General features: G+C 67.7%; 20 protein-coding genes and 1 pseudogene. 7 read left to right on the top strand and 14 right to left on the bottom strand.

What is annotated here, in order from left to right:
- Positions 1 to 61: 61 nt before the first annotated feature.
- The 3 genes from nrfD to HV766_RS27480 all read right to left on the bottom strand — a co-directional run bounded on the left by nrfD (position 62) and on the right by HV766_RS27480 (position 2544).
- Positions 62 to 1096: an NrfD/PsrC family molybdoenzyme membrane anchor subunit gene (nrfD, locus tag HV766_RS27490; RefSeq protein WP_175182195.1), complete on the bottom strand. Its 1035-nt coding sequence runs from the start codon at positions 1094 to 1096 to the stop codon at positions 62 to 64.
- 19 nt (positions 1097 to 1115) lie between these two features.
- On the bottom strand, positions 1116 to 1886 hold the full coding sequence (gene dsrO / locus HV766_RS27485) for a sulfate reduction electron transfer complex DsrMKJOP subunit DsrO (RefSeq protein ID WP_054459191.1): 771 nt from the start codon (positions 1884 to 1886) through the stop codon (positions 1116 to 1118).
- Positions 1887 to 2013: 127 nt separating this feature from the next.
- Positions 2014 to 2544 carry a DNA-deoxyinosine glycosylase gene (locus tag HV766_RS27480; protein ID WP_175182194.1) on the bottom strand — a complete coding sequence of 177 codons (531 nt, stop codon included), beginning with the start codon at positions 2542 to 2544 and terminating at the stop codon, positions 2014 to 2016.
- Between the two features lie 169 nt (positions 2545 to 2713).
- On the opposite strand from HV766_RS27480, the gene HV766_RS27475 reads away from it, so the two are divergent.
- The gene (locus HV766_RS27475) at positions 2714 to 3577 is read left to right on the top strand and encodes a pirin family protein (RefSeq protein ID WP_119451825.1); all 864 of its coding nucleotides are present in this window, start codon (positions 2714 to 2716) and stop codon (positions 3575 to 3577) included.
- 47 nt (positions 3578 to 3624) lie between these two features.
- On the opposite strand, the gene HV766_RS27470 is transcribed toward HV766_RS27475, so the two are convergent.
- Together HV766_RS27470 and HV766_RS27465 are read right to left on the bottom strand one after the other, a co-directional pair.
- On the bottom strand, positions 3625 to 4083 hold the full coding sequence (locus HV766_RS27470; protein WP_166738438.1) for a hypothetical protein: 459 nt from the start codon (positions 4081 to 4083) through the stop codon (positions 3625 to 3627).
- Positions 4073 to 4540 (bottom strand): MarR family winged helix-turn-helix transcriptional regulator, encoded by a 468-nt coding sequence (locus tag HV766_RS27465; protein WP_054459184.1) that lies wholly within the window; start codon positions 4538 to 4540, stop codon positions 4073 to 4075. Before HV766_RS27465 ends, HV766_RS27470 begins: the two co-directional genes overlap by 11 nt.
- A 216-nt stretch (positions 4541 to 4756) precedes the next feature.
- Between HV766_RS27465 and HV766_RS27460 the strand changes: the two genes are divergently transcribed.
- Positions 4757 to 5785, top strand: a complete 1029-nt coding sequence (locus tag HV766_RS27460) for an AraC family transcriptional regulator (protein ID WP_175182193.1) — start codon at positions 4757 to 4759, stop codon at positions 5783 to 5785.
- A gap of 12 nt (positions 5786 to 5797) precedes the next feature.
- On the opposite strand, the gene HV766_RS27455 is transcribed toward HV766_RS27460, so the two are convergent.
- A complete protein-coding gene (locus HV766_RS27455) occupies positions 5798 to 6403 on the bottom strand; it encodes a hypothetical protein (RefSeq protein WP_175182192.1) in 606 nt (201 codons plus the stop codon).
- 236 nt (positions 6404 to 6639) lie between these two features.
- On the opposite strand from HV766_RS27455, the gene HV766_RS27450 reads away from it, so the two are divergent.
- The gene (locus HV766_RS27450; RefSeq protein ID WP_175182191.1) at positions 6640 to 7269 is read left to right on the top strand and encodes a hypothetical protein; all 630 of its coding nucleotides are present in this window, start codon (positions 6640 to 6642) and stop codon (positions 7267 to 7269) included.
- A 12-nt stretch (positions 7270 to 7281) separates the two neighbouring features.
- On the opposite strand, the gene HV766_RS27445 is transcribed toward HV766_RS27450, so the two are convergent.
- The 7 genes from HV766_RS27445 to HV766_RS27415 all read right to left on the bottom strand — a co-directional run bounded on the left by HV766_RS27445 (position 7282) and on the right by HV766_RS27415 (position 13936).
- Positions 7282 to 7599, bottom strand: a complete 318-nt coding sequence (locus HV766_RS27445) for a hypothetical protein (RefSeq protein ID WP_175182190.1) — start codon at positions 7597 to 7599, stop codon at positions 7282 to 7284.
- Positions 7600 to 7691: 92 nt separating this feature from the next.
- Entirely contained in the window at positions 7692 to 8588 is an 897-nt protein-coding gene (locus HV766_RS27440; RefSeq protein WP_175182189.1) for a SphA family protein, read from the bottom strand.
- Positions 8585 to 10195, bottom strand: coding sequence for a phytoene desaturase family protein (locus tag HV766_RS27435; RefSeq protein WP_175182188.1), 1611 nt, complete (start codon positions 10193 to 10195; stop codon positions 8585 to 8587). The genes HV766_RS27440 and HV766_RS27435 overlap by 4 nt, the downstream gene beginning before the upstream one ends.
- Positions 10196 to 10261: 66 nt before the next feature.
- On the bottom strand, positions 10262 to 10789 hold the full coding sequence (locus HV766_RS27430) for a flavin reductase family protein (RefSeq protein WP_054459173.1): 528 nt from the start codon (positions 10787 to 10789) through the stop codon (positions 10262 to 10264).
- Positions 10786 to 12027 (bottom strand): styrene monooxygenase/indole monooxygenase family protein, encoded by a 1242-nt coding sequence (locus tag HV766_RS27425; protein WP_054459171.1) that lies wholly within the window; start codon positions 12025 to 12027, stop codon positions 10786 to 10788. Before HV766_RS27425 ends, HV766_RS27430 begins: the two co-directional genes overlap by 4 nt.
- A 20-nt stretch (positions 12028 to 12047) precedes the next feature.
- Positions 12048 to 12836: an SDR family oxidoreductase gene (locus HV766_RS27420; protein WP_054459169.1), complete on the bottom strand. Its 789-nt coding sequence runs from the start codon at positions 12834 to 12836 to the stop codon at positions 12048 to 12050.
- A gap of 179 nt (positions 12837 to 13015) precedes the next feature.
- Positions 13016 to 13936, bottom strand: coding sequence for a LysR family transcriptional regulator (locus HV766_RS27415; protein WP_175182187.1), 921 nt, complete (start codon positions 13934 to 13936; stop codon positions 13016 to 13018).
- Positions 13937 to 14061: 125 nt separating this feature from the next.
- Between HV766_RS27415 and HV766_RS27410 the strand changes: the two genes are divergently transcribed.
- The 3 genes from HV766_RS27410 to HV766_RS27400 are packed head-to-tail and all read left to right on the top strand — an operon-like array spanning position 14062 to position 16596.
- Positions 14062 to 14970 (top strand): NAD(P)-dependent oxidoreductase, encoded by a 909-nt coding sequence (locus tag HV766_RS27410; protein WP_175182186.1) that lies wholly within the window; start codon positions 14062 to 14064, stop codon positions 14968 to 14970.
- A gap of 42 nt (positions 14971 to 15012) precedes the next feature.
- The gene (locus HV766_RS27405) at positions 15013 to 15978 is read left to right on the top strand and encodes a Bug family tripartite tricarboxylate transporter substrate binding protein (RefSeq protein WP_054459161.1); all 966 of its coding nucleotides are present in this window, start codon (positions 15013 to 15015) and stop codon (positions 15976 to 15978) included.
- Between the two features lie 36 nt (positions 15979 to 16014).
- On the top strand, positions 16015 to 16596 hold the full coding sequence (locus HV766_RS27400; protein ID WP_054459160.1) for an amino acid synthesis family protein: 582 nt from the start codon (positions 16015 to 16017) through the stop codon (positions 16594 to 16596).
- A 6-nt stretch (positions 16597 to 16602) separates the two neighbouring features.
- Here the strand turns inward: HV766_RS27400 and HV766_RS27395 are convergent, their stop codons facing one another.
- Positions 16603 to 17292, bottom strand: coding sequence for a FadR/GntR family transcriptional regulator (locus tag HV766_RS27395; RefSeq protein WP_175182185.1), 690 nt, complete (start codon positions 17290 to 17292; stop codon positions 16603 to 16605).
- Positions 17293 to 17465: 173 nt separating this feature from the next.
- Between HV766_RS27395 and HV766_RS27390 the strand changes: the two are divergent.
- A pseudogene (locus HV766_RS27390) lies at positions 17466 to 17756 on the top strand (amidase); the annotation flags it as partial.

Raw genomic sequence — 17756 nt, 5'->3', positions numbered from 1 at the left:
TGCTTTCATTCCATGTTCTTTCGTCTAGGGCCTGTGCACACACAGGCCCGGGCGGCGGCGCTCAGGCCGCCACGCCCCGCGTGCGCGCCGGAAACAGTTCCAGGGCGTAGGTCACGGCGGCGACCAGCGCCACGCACAGGCCCAGCACGCCCACCATGCCCAGCAACCCATCGCTGCCCCAGGGCATGTCGTACAGGTAGAGGCCAGCGCCGTACTTCGGCACGCCCTGCACGCTCATGAAGACCACCCAGCGGAAGATCCAAGCAGCCGCCAACATGGTCAATGCCAGCGCCGCTGAAGGCAGCGGCGCGGCCAGCGTGCGCGCCGGGCGCTGCAACAGCGCGATCATGCAGAAGCCGGTCGCCACCGCGCCCGCCAGGCTGACGCGCCAGATCGGGAACTCGGCGAACAGGCGCAGCGCGGCGTCGAACGAAGGGTCCATGCCCAAGAGGCCCAGCAGCGCCCAGGCGCCGGCGCCCAGCGCCATCATCACCACCGCCGTCACGCTCAGGCTGCGCAACAGTTCCACCGGCATGGCCCGCGTGCCGCCCCGCAGCCAGCGGCCCACCAGGAACATGGCTCCCAGCGCGCCCAGCCAGGCGGTCAGCGCAAAGTTCACCGGCAGGAACACCGTGTGCCACAGCGGCCGCGAACGCAGCACCATGACCTCGGCGCCGGTATAGACCAGGATCGACAGCGCCGACACTGCCAGCGCCATGCCCAGCGCGCGCACCCAGCCGATGCGGCCCCACCACCAGGCGGCGCAGAACAGCAGCGCCAAGGTCACGAACACCGGCAGCAGCAAGGCGCCCAGCCACATCCAGGACCAGGGCGAGAAATGCGCGTAGAAGTGCCAGAAGCGGCCCGGCTGGTGCAGGTCCGCCAACAGCGACACGGGTGCGGCGATGGCGCTGACCAGCAGCACCGTCACGGCCGCGGGCAGCAACCGGCGGGCGGGCGAACCCGCGCTGCCAAAGGCCGCGAAAGCGGCGGTCAGCGCAGTGGTGGCGCTGATGCCGATGAGGAAGAAGTACTGCACGGCCCACGGCAGCCAGGCGGCGTCGTAGACCGGCGTCAACAATTCAGAGATCTGCATGGTCATCCCCTTCGATGGCTCAATGACCGCCAGCCAGCCGCACGCCGGCCTGGCCGTCGACCTGGTGGACGAACGCATCGGGCAGGCCGATGTAGTAGACGTGGGGATCGGTCTTCATTTCGGGCTTGAGCACCTTGATGTCCTGCTTGTGCTCGACCAGCAGCTTGGAAATGGCGCTGTCGGGATCATTCATGTCGCCGATGACGCGCGCGCCGCCCACGCAGCTTTCCACGCAGGCCGGCAGCAGCCCGGCTTCCAGACGGTGCTCGCAGAACGTGCATTTGTCGGCGGTCTGCGTTTCGTGGTTGATGAAGCGGGCGTCGTAGGGACAGGCCTGCACGCAATAGGCGCAGCCCACGCAGCGCTCGTTATCGACCAGCACGATGCCGTCTTCGCGCTGGAAGGTGGCCTGCACCGGACAGACGGGCACGCAAGGCGGGTTGTCGCAATGGTTGCAGAGGCGCGGCAGCATCACCATGGAGGCGGGGCCGCCGGCGTCGGGCAGGACTTCGTATTGCAGGACGGTGGTGCGGAACTGCCCGATGGGAGGCAGGTTCTCCATGGAGCAGCTGACCGTACAGGACTGGCAACCGATGCACTTGCGCATGTCGACCACCATTCCGTAGCGCTTGCCCGGCATGCCCGGACGGCGCGGCGGCTGGCCGTTGATGCCGGTGGCCTCGGCGCGGATGGGAATAACGGTGGCCGCGGCCCCCAACCCCAATAAGCCCTTCAGGAAGCCACGTTTACCCGGGAGTGGCGGTTCCGGGGGGCTGGCGGGGGTACTCATAGTGCTTCTCCAAGCGTTAATTCTGTTACGGGAATTAACTTATCACTTGGAGTTATATAGAGACTTGATAAGGATCAAACCGGGGACGGATAAGCGTAAACCCGGAGCCGGTCCGCAACCCAACCCGTCAATCATCGACCTTGAGCGCCCGGCCCCAGGCGGCCAGCTTGTGCTCGAACGAGGCCGCCGCATGCGCCGGGCTGGTCGAAGGCAAGTCCATGTATTCCAACGGCACGGCCAGCCCCGGCAGCACGTGGCGGCGGTACATCGCCGCGGCCTTGGCGCCGTTGAAGCAGACCCGGACGATGCCAGGGTGGCGTTCAAGGAAGGTGGCGAAGTCATTGGCGACCAGGGTATCGCCACGGATATCGGCGTCCAGGCTGCCGGGACGTTCACAGGCCTGCAGCACGTCCCACAAGGCGATGCCGGCAGCCTGCAGGGCCAGCAGGCGCTGCGCATAGTCCAGGCCGGGATCGAAGCCGAAGATGCTGGCCGCGATGGGCCAGAAGGCGTTGCGCGGATGGGCGTAATAGCGGCCCTGCCTGAGCGATGCCACGCCGGGCATCGAACCCAGCACCAGCACGCGCGCGCCAGCCCCCGCCACCGGGGCGAAGCCCTGGACCTGATCGTTATTGCCGCCCGCCTGGGCCGTGTTCATGCCGTCTTCCATTGCCCGAAGGATACGCCAGCCGCGAGTTCCGCCTCCACTGTCCGATCCATGGAACAGTGCTTATCAATGCCAGGGACTACCGCCGAAGGGGTTGCACCCTTATCTTCTTAACTATGACGAACGGCCCCGCTGGGGCCGCGCAACAGGAAATACGACCATGAAGAAGATCCTCGGATTGCATGCCAGCCCCCGTCCCCACTGGGTGGGCGACGGCTTCCCGGTGCGCTCCATGTTCTCCTACAACGACAAAGGCAAGAACACCAGCCCGTTCCTGCTGCTGGACTACGCCGGCCCGGCGCAGTTCGAGCCGGCCGAACATCCGCGCGGCGTCGGGCAGCATCCGCACCGCGGCTTTGAAACCGTGACCATTGTCTACAGCGGCGAAGTCGAGCACCGCGATTCCACCGGCAACGGCGGCGTCATCGGTCCCGGCGACGTGCAATGGATGACGGCGGCCTCGGGCATCCTGCATGAGGAATTCCATTCCCACGCCTTCACCCGCAAGGGCGGCGAGCTGGAAATGGTGCAGCTCTGGGTCAACCTGCCCGCCAAGGACAAGATGGCGCCGGCCGGCTACCAGGGCATCCTCGACGCGGACATCCCGACGGTGGACCTGCCGGACGGCGCGGGCAAGCTGCGCGTGATCGCGGGCAACTATGCGGGCCACGCGGGGCCGGCGCGCACCTTCACGCCGATGGACGTGTGGGACGTGAGGCTGGCCGCCGGCAAGTCGGCGACCTTCCCCGTCGCCGAAGGCCGCAACAGCATGCTGGTCGTTCTGCGCGGCACGGTGCTGGTCAACGGGGAAACCGTGGCGCGTGATGCGCAGCTGGCGCTGTTCTCCCTGGAGGGCGAGGACATCACCGTCGAAGCCAACAACGACGCGGTGTTCCTGGTGTTGAGCGGCGAGCCCATCGACGAGCCGGTGGTCGGCTACGGCCCCTTCGTGATGAACACGCAGGCGGAAATCGTCGAAGCGATCCAGGACTTCAACGCCGGACGCTACGGCAAGATGCACTGAGGCAACAGGGCCGGCTGGCCTCTCGTCCCGCGCAGCGGGGCGGGACGCTAGGACCGGCCCTGTTCTTGCGCGCCCCGCCGCAAGCGGCCCAGCCTGAGGCCGTCGCGGATGTTCAGTCCGATCAGCGCCAGGTTGGCCGCGCCTGCCGCCAGCTCCAAGACCTGCACCCCGTAGAACACCCCGTCCAGCAAGCCCGCCTGCGCGCGCAGCGCCAGGAACACCGCCGCGGGAACCAGAATCAGCAAACCATTGGCCGCGATGAAGGGCATGCGTCTACGCTTGGCCAACAGCAGCGGATGCCTGCCCTTGCCGCCCATCAGGAAACCGCTGGCGGCGGTCAGCATCATGACGGGCACGAAACCCAACAGCGCATAAGCGATGGCAAGCTTGACCTGGGCCACCGCGGATGCGGCCAGGAACAGTTCGGACGCCACTGTCGAGATCCAAAACGCCGCCAGAAACAGCAGCGTCAACAGGGCGGCAGCGGCATGGATTCTATGTTTCATGATCTTGCTCCGGTGGCGCGGGAACGTGCGCGGCCAGCAGGCCCGCCAGCACCCTCCCCGCCGTTTCCAGTTCAGCGGCGCTGAAGCCGCCGGCCAGTTGGCGCGCGCGCTCCTTCCAGCGCGCGTCGATGGCGCCATAGACGCGCCGCCCCCCATCGGTCAGCTGGTACAGCGGCGAGCGTTTGTGCTGCGGATTGGGGCGGACCTCCACCAGTTGCGCCTCGGACAGCAGGTTCAGCTGCTTCTGCGCGCCCTGGCGCGTCACGCCCATCGCGGCGGCGACCTGCGGCGCGCTCAGAGGCTGTCCCGCCAGCGCCAGGGCGCCCAGCATCTGCCAGCGGGCGCTCGTCAGCGCCTCGGGCGCGACGAAGGCGTCGCCCCAATCAAGCAACGCGCCGTTCAACTGGAACAAGGTCAGGATCACCCCGGTGAGCCGTTCTTCCTTGGTTGGATTCATTTCTGGCCTCCTGTGCATCGCCTAATTGACAACCAGTTTCCAGTATTGGAAACCGGTTGTCAATATGCGCTTGCAAGAGGTTTTCTGCGCATGTCGGATAGCCGACGCCAAAATCGGATAGGTCCGGCCTCCTCTGGACGGGTTTTCCACCAGTCCGCCCTGTCCGGCGCAGCTTTACTATCAAAGCCTTCAAGGCCCCGGCAGTGGAGTTTCCCCATGCTCGACACGATGCAGTCCGCCACCAGCACGACTTGGCCGCCGGCCGCGCCGCGGATCGAGTCGGTCCTGGGCCTGCCGGCGCAGCAATTGTTCGCCTCCGGCGATCTGGACGAAGCCCGCTCCATGGTCGGCCGCGTGATGCGTCCGCACCACCTGGGCGTGGTCGGCGCGCTGCAGCGCCTGGACGCCCGCATGCACCACCAGCCGCTGGGCGAGGTCTCGCTGAATCGCCTGCGCTATGGTGCCAACGTCGAAATCCGTCCCGGTCCGCTCGAGGACTTCTTCCTGGTGCAGATGCCGTTGTCGGGCTGCGCCCGCATCAGCAGCGGCCCGCAGCAAGTGGATTCGACGCCCGAGGTCGCGTCGGTCGTCAGCCCGGACGACGACCTGGCCATGCGCTGGGCCGACGACAACGACCAGTTCATGCTGCGCGTGGGCCGCTCGCTGCTGGAACGCATCCTGGTGGGCCATCTGGGCTGCGCGCTGGATCGGCCGCTGCGCTTCCAGCTGGGGTTCCGCTGGCGCGAATGCCCGGCCTGGCGCTGCCTGATGAGCTATCTGCTGGACTGCTCCACCCAGCACGCGAACCTGGCCGAGCACAAGCTCATCGTGCATCAGATGGAACAGCTGGTCGCCGCCACCTTGCTGGCGGCCCAGCCCCACAACTACACCGGCGCCCTGCCCGGCCGGCGTGGCGCAGTGCTGCCGCGCCACGTGCGCAGCGTGCAGGACTATCTGCAGGCGCATGCGCACGAACCGGTCACGGCCGAGCAGCTGGCGCGCATCGCCGGCGTCAGCGTGCGCAGCCTGTACGCGGGGTTCAAGGAATTCCTGGGCGTGAGCCCCATGCATTACCTGCGCGACCTGCGCATGGAACGCGCGCATGCGGAACTGATCTCGGGCGAGACCCGCAACATCGCCGGGGTGGCGCTGCGCTGGGGCTTCGCGCACATGGGGCGCTTCAGCGCCGGATATAAGGAACGCTACGGCGTGAGTCCCAGCCAGAGTTTGCGGCGACGCGGGTGAGGCGGCGGCGCTTCAGGGTCGGGCTGGCGCAGCCGGCTTGGCCTTGGCAGAGGAGTCCTGCGCCATGACCTCCCGCGCGATTTGATTGATCCTGGGAGCGGCCTTCATGGCGCCGTCCTTGTGCTGTGTCAGGAATTGACGCGCGTAGTAGCGCTCGAGCTCGCAGGGGTTCGCATTCTTGCCCGTAAAAGCCACGGAGGCGTCTATCAGCTTGCCCGCATGCGCCTGCTCGGCCAAGACGCGCTTGCGCATGGCCTGGATTTTTTCCGCCGCGTCCTTGCGCCCTTCCTGGGAATTCAAGCGCTGGGCGAGCCTGGCGCGCAGCGCGGCCGGGTCTGTCGGCGCGCGGGCCAGGTCCATGCCCAGGCTCGCTTGGGCCAGGGCCATGGCCACCATCCCCTGGACCTCCGGCCCGTCTGCCGGGTACAGCCTGCAGGCTGCAATGAAACCCATGTGCGCGACCGCCTTGTCGCCGAGCCACTCCTGGCCGTCGCTACCCATCGCAAAACCCAGCGAATTGCGCATCGGCTCCTGTACTTCAAAGCTGCTGCTGGTGTTCTGCGCTGCGGCAAGTCCGCCGCACAAGCAAAGCGCCAGCGCCGAAATCGTTCTTTTCATCATGTCCCCCTGTGAGCGCTCGCCGGCGCGGATATCTCCACGCGGGATGCTATTCCACCGTCAGCCGGAATGGTGCGCGAGGCCCCAAAACGCCCACGGAAGCATTCCTGCAGTTGCATCCGAACAACGCATGCCTTCCTCATCCGTTGACCGCTATGGCGCGGAAGGTGCATTTCCAGGACACTCGCGCAACAGGAAGCTCGCTGGTACGACGCAGCCCCGGGGAAGGAAACTCGATGAAAACGCTAAAAAGCAGTCTTCTTCTTTGCGCGACGCTGTCCATCGGGACGGCATTCGCCTCGGACGATATCGACATGAAGGCGTTCGAGGCGTCGAGCCAGGCCTTGCGGTCGGCCGATGCGAAGGCCGAAGCCAGGCGCGCAGCCGTCGCCGCGCTTTCACCCCGACTGCAGAAAATCCCGCTTGGCGAACGGGCCGGCGCGCACATTGGGGCGGCCGGCGCTTGCGCCATCGACGTTCCCATCGACGACCTCAATAAGCTGTCTTCGCTGGCGGTGGCGGAAGCGGTCATAGGCAAGCCGCTTGCTCAAGTCCCCTACGACCCCAAAGCGATCTTGAAAGCGACCAGCGACGCGATTCGTACTCCGGAGGCGGCCGCTGCGGCAACCAAACGCCAACAGCGGGCGAAAAAACTGGCTCAGAACGAGCGCGACTGGGTTTCCCGAGTGCGGGTCGAGGTCAAAAAGATCAATCCCAAAGGCGAGCCCAGCGACTGCCGGCATCTGCGTGGACAGATCGATGATCTGCTGGAAAATGCGGAACGCGACGACTCCCTCGACAAGGCCGAACTCGTTCTATTTACCGTCCAGGAACTTCAAGGGCAACGCAAGCAGTCCGCCCGCTGAGGTGCCCCTCGCCTAAGACTGCTCGACCCAAGGCGCCGCCGCCTCGTCCCGGCTCCAGTGCCGCCAGCCGTACCGGTAGGCGTGCTGCAAATAGGGTCCACGCAAGATTCGAGGTTCACTGTCCGTGGCCTGTTCCGTGCCGAGCAAGTACAGAACCTGGGTCCAGTCCGCCAGCCCGCACCGGGCGCCGCGCAATGCCGCATCCGCAAGCCGTCCAGCCTCCTCGACCGATTCCGCCCGCACCAGGAAACAGGTATCCGCGCCATCCGGACCGCCAGTGTACGGGTCCTCGGATTCGTTGCCCCAGCGTATCGCTTCGTACAGATTCATGTCCTTGCCCCGTCCCATCGACAGCGCAACGATACCAGCAGGACAGCCCCGCAGAGACGGACAGCCAGGGCCTTCCAGTGCAGCCGCCAGACCTAGAACGGTATCCCCAGCTTCACATACAGCTGCGCGCCCTCGGGCCGGTTCTTGACCTTGAAGTCCTGCTGCCACTTGGCCGTGAACAGCCAGCCTTTTTCATTCATGTAGCGCACCGAGGGGCCGAAGCCGAAAGCGCGGGCGCGGCCGGCGGCGCTGTTCGGGCCGCTGTCGTCGGTGACTTGCTGGAAGGCGTAGCCGCCCACCCCCAGCACCCAGCCCTTGCCCACGCCCCAGCCCAGCGCGTAGTCGGCGTGCAGGGCCTGGCCTGAACGCGTATCGGTGGCGGAATTGGTGAAGTTGAAGTCGTACATGACTTTCAGGTCGGCGTTGAAGCCGTCCGGGCTGATGCGGCTCAGGGCGAACACCGGCTGCGCGGTCCAGTAGTTCTTGCCCAGGCTGGACGGGTCTTTGCGGTCGTATTCGCCGGTGGGCGCGTACATGTCCAACCCCACCACGTAGTGCAGGCTTTCGGACGGGTGATAGCCCAGCGCCACGCCCAGCGTCATGTCGCCCAGGCCGGTGCTGCGGTTGCGTTGCCCAGCAGCCTTGGCGGTCACGTCCAGCAGCGGCGCGATGGCGTGGAAGGCCAGCTGGCCGCCCATGACCTGCTGCTGCGTGACCCAGATCAGGCGCGGCGCCAGCACATTGACGTCCACCTTGAAGCCAGGCACCGGCACGCGTTCGCCGTCGTTGCCGCGCAGCGTGTCGTAGCGCGCCCCGCCGGCATAGACCAGCATGTGCACGCCCGGCGGCGGCAGCGCGCCCGACATGAAGTTTTCCAGTCCGTCCGGATAGATGCCCAGGCCGCCGCCCTCGGTGGCCTGGGCTCCCGTGCCAGCCAGCGCCAATGCCAAGGCGCCAGCAAGCCGCCGGATTTTCAGGTGTCCGTTCATGTTCCCCTCCTGCCTATTTGTTGTGCGACGAGATAGCCGGAACCGCCCCCCAGGCCGGGGCCCGGATGGGTGGCGGCGCCGATGTGAAAGAGATTGCGCAGCGGCGTGCGGTGGCCGCGCGCACCCTGGCTTCCGGCGAAGGGCCGCAGCCAGAAGAACTGGTCGGGCGAACACACGCCCGAATAGGGATCGCCGCCCACCAGGTTGCAGTTCAGGCCTTCCAGGTCCGCCGGCGAGTAGGCCCGCCGGCCGACGATGCGCCGCGCCAGGCCCGGCATGACCCGTTCCATGCGCGCCTGCACCCGGTCGGCCATCGCCTCGCGCACGGCCTCGTTCCAGCGGCCGTCGGCAGGCGCCGCGATCTCGCCCGCGGCATCGCCCTTGATCCGCGCCGGCAGTTCCTGCATCTGCACCCACAGGATCCAGCCGCCCGGCGGCGCGCGCGTCGGGTCGACCGCGACGGGCTGGCCGATGGCCAGCGTGGGGCGCGCGGGCAGCAGGCCGTTGTTGGCCTCGGTCACCGAAGCGCAGACCTGTTCCATGCTCTCGGTCAGATGCACCAGCGGCACGTGGCGCAATTCCGGCGTCAGCCAATCCGGCGGCGCATTCAGCGCGAAATGGATCTGCATGCCGCCGCGGCCGTAGCGATAGCCAGCGGCGCGTTCGCGCACGGCGGGCGGCGCATCGGGCAGCAACTGGCCGTACAACTGGCCGGGCGTCACATTGCAGACCACCGCTACTGTCGCGCGATATTCGCGTCCGCCCGCCAGCACGCCCACCGCGCGGCGCCGCTTGCCCTGGCCGCTTGTGATGATGCGTTCGACCTCGGCGCCGGTCTGCAGGCGGCCGCCGTATCGTTCGATGACGGCGGCCAGCGCGTCCACCACGCCGCTGCCGCCGCCCTTGACCACCGGCATGCCGCCGGCCACGACCGCGGCAAAGGTCAGCTTGCCGATCAGCGCGGAACAGGCGTCGTCCGGACCCAGGCCGGTGTGCAGTACCCAGGGCGCGATCAATGCACGCGCGGCATCAGACTGCAACGCGCGTTCGGACCAGCGGCGAAAGCTCTCCATCGAGTCGGCGGCAAAGGCGGCCAGGCCGTCCATGCCGCGCTTGCGCCATTCGCCGAATAGCAGCTTGAGCATGCCCGCGCCGTAGGGATTCTGGCCCAGCAGGCCGAAGGTCAGCGCCGCGTCCTCGCCGAACAGGCGCTGCGCCATGGCGCCGAAGGCTGCGCCATCGCCGGGCGCCCAGGCATCCAGCCGCCGCGCGCTGTCCGCCACATCCTGCTTCAAGGCCAGGCCCGAGCCGTCGGGCAGCACCAGCCCGGTGGCGTACTCGCCCTGCATGAATTCCAGTCCGGCTTCCTGCAACGCGGGTTTGAGCGCCGCATAGGCGGGACTGCCGACAAACAGCGGATACCAGCAGGACAGCACGTCGTGGCGGTAGCCGGGAAACAGCTCCTCGGTGCGGATGCAGCCACCCAGCCTGTCGTTGCGTTCCAGCACCAGCACGGACTTCCCGCGCTGCGCCAGCAAGGCCGCGCAGACCAGCGAATTCATGCCGCTGCCGACGATGATGACCTGCGCCTCTGACTCCAGGGGCATGATGCGCTCCGATGGGAAAACAGGCCGCCCGGGCCCGTGGACATTGAAAGGAATCGCGTGCGAGCCCTATGCGGCGCTCAACGCAGTGAAGCGCCCTGCATGGAACACCAACGGCGTGGCCGTCACGCTGGCCACGCGCAGCACCCGGCCGAACAGCAGCAGGTGATCGCCCGCGGGGCTTTGCTGGTCGTTGGCGCAGACCAGGGTGGCCACCGCCCCTTCGATGGCGGGCACGCCTTCCGGCACGTCGTGCACGGGCGCTCCCGCGAACTTGTCCGGAACAGAAGAACTGGCAAAACGCAGCGCCAACTCTTCCTGGCCGCAGGCCAGCACGCTGATGGTGAAGTGACTGCAATCGCGGAACGCCGCCAGGTTGGGCGAATGGTTCACCAGGCTCCACAACACCAGCGGCGGGTCCAGCGACAGCGAGGCGAAGGAGTTGATGGTGAGCCCGACCCGGCGGCCGTCCGGACAGCGCGTGGCGACGATGGCCACACCGGTCGGATAGCTGCCTAACACGCCGCGCAGGACCTTGGGATGCAGATCGGTGCAGCCCCAGTCCAGGGGCAGGCCCGCTGCGCAATCGGGCTTCATGCCGCCGCCCGCGCCGGCTGCGCCGCGATGAAAGCCTCGCAGGCCGTGGCGTCGCCCCACCAGGGATAGAGCGACGGCGGATGGTTGAAGCCGTTGGCGATGGTGCTGGCGATCGCCGGCGTGTGGTCCGCGGCCTGCAGCAATTTGAGCAGGTGCGGCGCCGGCGGCAGCAGCATGGAGTTGGTCCATTCCACCACCGCGCCTGCGTAGTCCCAGAAGCGTTCGAAGGTGCGCTGCATCCATTCGGCCGTGAACGTAGCGTCGCCATGCGCCAGAATGGCGTCCAGGTACACGGCGCAGGCCTTGGTGGCGTTGTTCGAGCCCTGCCCCGTGATAGGGTCGTTGGTCACCACCGCATCGCCCAGGCCGAACACCAGCCGGCCCGACGGCAGGGTCAGCACTGGCTTGCGCACCGTGGGCGCGAAGCTGCCGGCCAGGATGCCGTTGGCGTCGGTCAGCTCCACCGCGCTGCAGCGCTCGGCCTCCCAGGGCAGATAGCTGTGCAGGATATGCAGGCTTTGCGCCAGATGCTCCTGCGGCGACTTGATGTCGCGCCAGCAATCCATCGGCCCGCCAGGCACGCCCTCGAACACCATGATCTCGCAGGGACCGCTGATGGTCAGCGCCGGGAACACGAAGTACTCGCCCACGCCCGGAATCAAGTTGAAGGCGACGCGAGAATGATCCGGCGCCGGGCGCATGCCGTGCACATAGGTCAGCGCCAGCGCGCGCTGCGGCCGGTCGAAGCGCGACCGCAGCGCATCGCGCTCGAACAGCTTGACCACCTCGCCCTTGCCCGCGGCCAGCAGCACCAGGTCATGCGAGGCGGCCAGCAGTTCAAGTTCGGCCACGCCGCCGTCCTGGATCAGCAGCCGGCCGCCGCGTGCCGCGAACAGCTCCATCCAGGCCGGCATCTTGATGCGCTGGTCCACCGCCTGCGCGGGCCGGTCCAGGCGCGCCACCCAATCGATCAGCTTGTGGCCGGGCCGCTCCGGATGCGGGATCGCCAGGCCGATGCCGTCGACGGTGGGGCATTCCGCCTCCCACTGGTTCAGGCCCAGGTCACGCTCGACCTGCAGCGAAGCATCGAACATGCACTGGCTGGACATCACTTTGCCGCGGCGGATGTCGTCCGGTTCGCGGTTGGTGACGACGGTCACCTCATAACCTTTTTCCAGCAGTCCCAACGCCAGGGGCAGGCCGGCCTGCCCTCCACCCACGATCGCGATTCGACGCATGTTTGTTCTCCTTTGTTTGGCTAGGCGGCCAGGCGCGGAATCGCGGGCTTGGCCTGTTCGGGACCCATGGCGGAATAGCCGCCGTCCACCGCGTAGTCGGCGCCGGTGACGAAGCTGGCATGGTCTGAGAGCAGGAAGGCGACCACCTCGGCCACTTCGGCCGGATCGCCGGCGCGGCCCAGCAGGTGGTAGTCCGCGGCCACCCGGTCGGTCTTGGCGCGGTCGCCCTGCGTCAGCTCGTCCATCACGCGCGACCAGGTCCAGCCTGGCGACACGGAGTTGACGCGGATGCCGTCGGCGGCATAGTCCATCGCCATGTTGCGGGTGACTTGCAGCAGCGCCGCCTTGGACACCGGATAGAGCCAGCGCCCGGTCTGCGCGACGCGCGACGAAATGCTGGTGAAATTGACGATGGCCCCGCCGCCAGCGGCCAGCAGATGGGGATGGACCGCGCGCGCGGCCATCACGGCGCTGACCACGTTCACGTCGAGCGCGCGCAGCCAATCGGCGCGGCCCGATGCGGCGCCGTCGTCCAGATAGGTCGCGGCCAGGTTGACCAGGAAATCGATGCGGCCAAAATGCGCCGCGGCGTCGGCCACGCCGCGCTCCAGTTGCGCGTCGTCGGCAATGTCCACCGGCCAGAAGCGCGTGCCGGCCGGATCGGCCGCGGCCACGCGTTCGCCGCCGGCCGCGTCGATATCGAACAGCGCCACACGCATGCCGTAGGCGCGCAGCGTGGCGACCACGCCCGCGCCGATCAGCGTGGCGCCGCCGGTCACGATGGCCACTTTATTGTCCAGACCCTTCATCGCATCACCTCGCCGTTGGCTGATTGAGTGAGGCGAATACTGGCGTGGCGCGCCTGGCCCGCGTTAGCCGGATCCGGCCGACGCTATCCGCAAACTGCGCTTATTCGAGGCAAGCTTGCGCCAGGTCCAACAGGCATGTCCGGAAAATGCGCCGGCTGTCCGTTCCCTGCGGATGCCGGCTACGCCGCTGGCCGGGCGCGGCCCGGCTTGCGCGAGGTCCGCGCATGCTCCTTGATCAGGCGCACGAAGCGCTGCACCTGGCGGCTGGGGCGCTCGAAGCGCGAACGCACCAGGCTCAGCGACAGCGGGATGGACTCGCGCAGCGGCCGCGTCACCACGCCGGGCCAACCCTGCTGCCCAACCGAGAACTCGTCGACGATGGCCACGCCCGCGCCGACCCGGACCAGGGCGCAGGCCAGCTCGGCGCGCACGATTTCCACGGCCGGATTCCAGCTGACGCCAGCGCGCTGGAAGGCCGCTGCCACCAACTGCCCGAACGGGATGTTGCGGTTGTAGAGGATCAGCCGGCACCCGGCCAGCTCGGCCAGGCTGACTGCCCGCCTTGCGGCCAGCGGATGGCCTTGCGGCAGGATGCAGACCATCTCGCCCGTGGCCAGCGGCTCCACGACCAGATTGGGATGGTCTATCGGCAGCACCGACACGGCCAGTTCCGCCTTGCGTCCCAACAGCTCATGCGCCATGTCGGACAGCAGCGTGGTGTGGAACTTGAGCCTGACGTTGGGATAGAGCTCCATGTACTGCGCGATCACCGGCGGCACGAAGTTCAGCGCCAGGCTGGGGCTGGAACACAGGGTCAACGCGCCCTCCGGCCGCTCGGCCAGGTCGCGCGCCAGTTCGTCGATGCGCAGGGCCTCGTCGAACAGCGGTCCCACTTCCTGGAACAGGCGCTGCGCTTCAGGGGTGGGCGTGAGCTTGCCCTTGTCGCGCTCGAACAGCTGCAGGCCCAGGCTTTGCTCGGTATGGGCGATGAGACGGCTGACCGCGGGCTGCGACACGAACAGCAGCTTGGCCGCGCCATTCATGGAACCGGTCAGCATCACCGCCCGGAACGCTTCCATCTGCCTGAGTTTGAATCGCATGGCTGACCCGATAATCGTTTGTTATAACCCCTGGCCAACTTAGCATAAGCGCTGAAATGGCGCTTTCATTAGCATCCCAGATGGCTCCTGGCGCGCTTTCCAGGACGATTCGATAAAGGGAATGCATGACTCTCACTGTAGGATTCGTGGGCCTGGGCATGATGGGTCTGCCCATGCTGGAAAACCTCGCCCGCGGCGAGGAGCGCTACAACATCCTGGCGTATGACCGCGATCCCGCGCGCCTGGAGCGCCTGGCCGGGCACCCCGCCTGGAACCAGACGCTCAGGCCGGCCGCCGGCCTATCGGCGCTGGCCGCCTGCGACGTGGTCATCACCATGCTGCCCGACAGCGCCATCACCAACGCGGTGATCGAAGGCGAGCATGGACTGGCCAACGTGATGCGCCCAGGCTCCGTGCTGCTGGACATGGGTTCGTCCAACCCGGCCGAAACGCTGCGGCTGGCGCCGCTATTGCGCGCGGCGGGCGTGACGCTCATCGACGCACCGGTGTCGGGCGCGGTGGCCAAGGCGGCCGCTGGCACGCTGGCCATCATGGTGGGCGCCGATGCCGACGGCCTGGCGCGGGTGCGTCCCCTGCTCTCGCGCATGGGTGCGTCCCTCATCCACACCGGCGCCGTGGGCTCCGCCCATGCGATGAAGGCGCTGAACAACTACGTCTACGCGGCCGGCCTGCTGGCGGCCAGCGAAGCGCTCTTGATCGCGCAGCGCATGGACCTGGACCTGGAAGTGTTCACCGATGTGCTCAACGCCTCCAGCGGCCGCAACGTCGCCACCGAAACCAAGCTGCGCCAGTTCATCGTGCCCGGCACCTACAACGGTGGCTTTGCCCTGGCGCTGATGGCCAAGGACCTGCGCACCGCCGATGCGCTGCAGGCCCTGGCCGGCGTTCCGGCCTCGCAGCTGTCGCTGTGCACGGCGCTATGGCAGCGCGCGCTTGCAGACATGCCGGCCGGCGTGGACAACACCGAGATCCACCGCTATCTGCAGCGCCTGGAAACCCCGGCTCCCGCCTGAAGCGCCGGACGCCAACGATAACGAGATCCACAGGAGACAAGCATGAAACGATCCGCCGCCGCGCTTGCGCTGGCGCTGGTGCTGGGCGCCCCGCTCGCGCCCGCCGGCGCCGCGGGCTACCCCGACCATCCCATCCGCATGGTCGTACCCTTTCCGCCAGGCAGCATCACCGATGTGGTGGCCCGCAGCCTGGGCAAAGCCATGGCCGACGATCTTGGCCAGCCGGTAGTGGTGGAAAACAAGCCCGGCGCCAACGGCATCATCGGCACCCATGACGTGGCCCGCGCCAAGCCCGACGGCTACACCCTGGTGGTGGTGGGCGTGTCCACGGCGGCCAGCGGCGTGAGCCTGTTCAAGGACCTGCCCTACAACCCCGCCACCGACCTCGCGCCCATCGGCGCCGTCGCCGAAACGCCCTATCTGCTGGTGGGTTCGCCGCGCATGCCGGGCAGCAAGGTATCCGATCTGTTTGCCTATGGCGCCCAGCATCCCGGCAAGCTGACCTATGCCTACGGCTCGGGCAGCGCGCAGGTGTTCGGCGCCAAGCTGGCGTCCATGGGCAAGATCAACGTTACGCCGGTGCCCTACCGCGGCGGTCCGCAGGCGCTCACCGACGTCATCGGCGGCACCGTCGACCTCACGTTCACCGATCTGGCCAACGGCCTGCAGCAGGCGCGCGCCGGCAAGGTCAAGACCTACGGGGTCAGCACTCCCGAACGCTTTCCGCTGGCGCCGGACATCCCCACGCTCAATGAAACCGGCGCCGCCGGCTTCGATCTGACCGTGTGGTTCGGCTTGATGGGTCCGGCCGGCCTGCCCGCGCCCGTGGTGGAACGCCTGTCGCAATCGCTGGGCAAGGCCCTGGCCAACGGCGAACTCAAGCAGACCTATGAGCGCCAGGGCCTGACCGTCAAGCAGCAGACCCCGGCCGAATTCGGCGGCTTCGTACGCGCCGAGATCGACAAATGGGCGGCCATCGTCAAGGAAACCGGCATCCCGCCGCAATAGAACGTCCTCTTTCAACTGCTACCAGGAATTCCCCGCATGTCGCTGATCGATATCCGCAAACGCTGCCTCATCCTCGAGACCACCTACCACGAGAACGGCCCGGCGCCCGAGAGGCCACTCAAGCTGGCGGCGTCCTGCGCCGTCATCCGCAATCCCTACGCCGGCCGCTACGAGCCGGATCTGATGCCCTTCATGGCCGAACTGCGCAGCCTGGGCACGCTGCTGGCGACCGAGCTGGTCGAGACGCTGGGCGGCAAGGACCAGATCGAGGTCTACAGCAAGGCCGCCATCGTCGGCCTGGACGGTGAAATGGAGCACGGCGCGGTCTGGCACGAGGCCGGCGGCTGGGCCATGCGCAGCGTGCTGGGCGAACCCCGCGCCATGGTGCCCGCCGTCAAGGCCGTGGCCGTGGCCGGCTACCGCATGATGGTGCCGGTGCACTACATCCACGCTTCGTATGTGCGCAGCCACTTCAACAGCATCGAGATCGGCATCCAGGATGCGCCGCGCGCCAACGAGATCCTGTTCGCCCTGGTCATGGGCACGGGCGGCCGGGTGCATTCGCGGCTGGGCGGGCTGACCAAGGAAGCCGTGTCCGTGCATGACGGACAGCGGTAGGGAGACTCAGGCGCCCGGGATCGTCAGCGACAGGCCCGCGCGGTCGGCCACGTTGCAGATGTGGGCGCGCATGGCGCGCCGCGCGGCGTCGGCCGAACCGGTAGCCAGCGCGTCGATGATGGCCGCGTGTTCGTAGATGGGCTCGCGCACGCGCGCCGGATCGGCGAACGCGACCTGCCGGCTGCCGTCCACCACTTCCGCGATGTTCTCGGCCAGGTCCAGCAACATCGGGCTGCCGGCGATCTCGTACAGGCAGGCGTGGAAGGCGCGGTCGCCTTCCGACATGGCCACCAGGTCGCCGGCGTCGGCGGCCTGTTCCATGTGCGTGATGGTGGCGCGCAGGCGGGCCAGCCCCGCCTGGGTGACGACGCCCGCGGCCAGGCCGGCTGCCAGCTCCTCCAGCTGGTTGCGCACCAGATAGACATCACGCAAGGCATAGCGGCCCTGGAAACGCCAGCGGCCGTAGGCGCTGCCCAGGCCTTTTTCGCCGGGCCGGGCGATGAACACGCCGCGGCCGGCTTCGCTGCGCAGCAGTCCCAGCCCTTCCAGCATGGTGATGGCCTCGCGCAGCGAGGCGCGGCTTACGCCCAGGTCCTCGGCCAGCTGGCGCTGCCCCGGCAGCTTGCCGGCCTCGGCCCAATCGCGCTGGCGGATGCGGGCCTGCAACTGCTGGGCTATGTGTTCGACGGTGTTCATCGCGGAATTCTCAAGGCAGGGGTGCGCGGCCGCCCCCGGTTTGGCGTTGACAGCCATATACTGCCTGGGCATTATGACATTCAACTGGTCTGACCGGTTAGGATAAAGCCGTACTGCAATGCGCCCCGGCATGGCCGCGGGCCCCACGCACTTTCTCGTACATAGCGCCGCTCATGACCGACCTCTACGATCGATTCGCCCGCGCCGTCGACGCCATGGCCCGACTGGCTGACTACCCCTATGCCGAACGCCGCCAGGCCTGGCTGGACCGGCTGCGCATCAACCTGCCCGAACTCACCGTGCTGGACTCGCTGGCGCCGGAAGCCGAGCTGGGCTACCTGGCGCCACCGCCCGCTGCGCCCGCCGAACGGCTGCCCGCCGCGCAGGCAGGCCGCGGCGTCGCGGTGTCGCGCCATGCGCGCGGCATCGCCGCCATTGCCCGTGAATGCCGCGAGGACCCGGCG

It is taken from the genome of Achromobacter aegrifaciens, assembly GCF_902859735.1.
In the GTDB taxonomy this organism is placed as follows: Bacteria; Pseudomonadota; Gammaproteobacteria; order Burkholderiales; family Burkholderiaceae_B; genus Achromobacter; species Achromobacter aegrifaciens.
This window is presented reverse-complemented; position numbering and strand designations above follow the sequence as displayed.

Bases quoted from the DNA above. Each gene is read 5' to 3' on its own strand.
- HV766_RS27465 (WP_054459184.1), bottom strand. From the start codon at position 4,540: ATGAATCCAACCAAGGAAGAACGGCTCACCGGGGTGATCCTGACCTTG.
- HV766_RS27470 (WP_166738438.1), bottom strand. From the start codon at position 4,083: ATGAAACATAGAATCCATGCCGCTGCCGCCCTGTTGACGCTGCTGTTT.
- HV766_RS27395 (WP_175182185.1), bottom strand. From the start codon at position 17,292: ATGAACACCGTCGAACACATAGCCCAGCAGTTGCAGGCCCGCATCCGC.
- dsrO (WP_054459191.1), bottom strand. From the start codon at position 1,886: ATGAGTACCCCCGCCAGCCCCCCGGAACCGCCACTCCCGGGTAAACGT.
- HV766_RS27425 (WP_054459171.1), bottom strand. From the start codon at position 12,027: ATGCGTCGAATCGCGATCGTGGGTGGAGGGCAGGCCGGCCTGCCCCTG.
- HV766_RS27455 (WP_175182192.1), bottom strand. From the start codon at position 6,403: ATGAAAAGAACGATTTCGGCGCTGGCGCTTTGCTTGTGCGGCGGACTT.
- HV766_RS27410 (WP_175182186.1), top strand. From the start codon at position 14,062: ATGACTCTCACTGTAGGATTCGTGGGCCTGGGCATGATGGGTCTGCCC.
- HV766_RS27450 (WP_175182191.1), top strand. From the start codon at position 6,640: ATGAAAACGCTAAAAAGCAGTCTTCTTCTTTGCGCGACGCTGTCCATC.
- HV766_RS27460 (WP_175182193.1), top strand. From the start codon at position 4,757: ATGCTCGACACGATGCAGTCCGCCACCAGCACGACTTGGCCGCCGGCC.
- HV766_RS27400 (WP_054459160.1), top strand. From the start codon at position 16,015: ATGTCGCTGATCGATATCCGCAAACGCTGCCTCATCCTCGAGACCACC.
- HV766_RS27420 (WP_054459169.1), bottom strand. From the start codon at position 12,836: ATGAAGGGTCTGGACAATAAAGTGGCCATCGTGACCGGCGGCGCCACG.
- HV766_RS27445 (WP_175182190.1), bottom strand. From the start codon at position 7,599: ATGAATCTGTACGAAGCGATACGCTGGGGCAACGAATCCGAGGACCCG.
- HV766_RS27475 (WP_119451825.1), top strand. From the start codon at position 2,714: ATGAAGAAGATCCTCGGATTGCATGCCAGCCCCCGTCCCCACTGGGTG.
- HV766_RS27430 (WP_054459173.1), bottom strand. From the start codon at position 10,789: ATGAAGCCCGATTGCGCAGCGGGCCTGCCCCTGGACTGGGGCTGCACC.
- HV766_RS27480 (WP_175182194.1), bottom strand. From the start codon at position 2,544: ATGAACACGGCCCAGGCGGGCGGCAATAACGATCAGGTCCAGGGCTTC.
- nrfD (WP_175182195.1), bottom strand. From the start codon at position 1,096: ATGCAGATCTCTGAATTGTTGACGCCGGTCTACGACGCCGCCTGGCTG.
- HV766_RS27440 (WP_175182189.1), bottom strand. From the start codon at position 8,588: ATGAACGGACACCTGAAAATCCGGCGGCTTGCTGGCGCCTTGGCATTG.
- HV766_RS27405 (WP_054459161.1), top strand. From the start codon at position 15,013: ATGAAACGATCCGCCGCCGCGCTTGCGCTGGCGCTGGTGCTGGGCGCC.
- HV766_RS27415 (WP_175182187.1), bottom strand. From the start codon at position 13,936: ATGCGATTCAAACTCAGGCAGATGGAAGCGTTCCGGGCGGTGATGCTG.
- HV766_RS27435 (WP_175182188.1), bottom strand. From the start codon at position 10,195: ATGCCCCTGGAGTCAGAGGCGCAGGTCATCATCGTCGGCAGCGGCATG.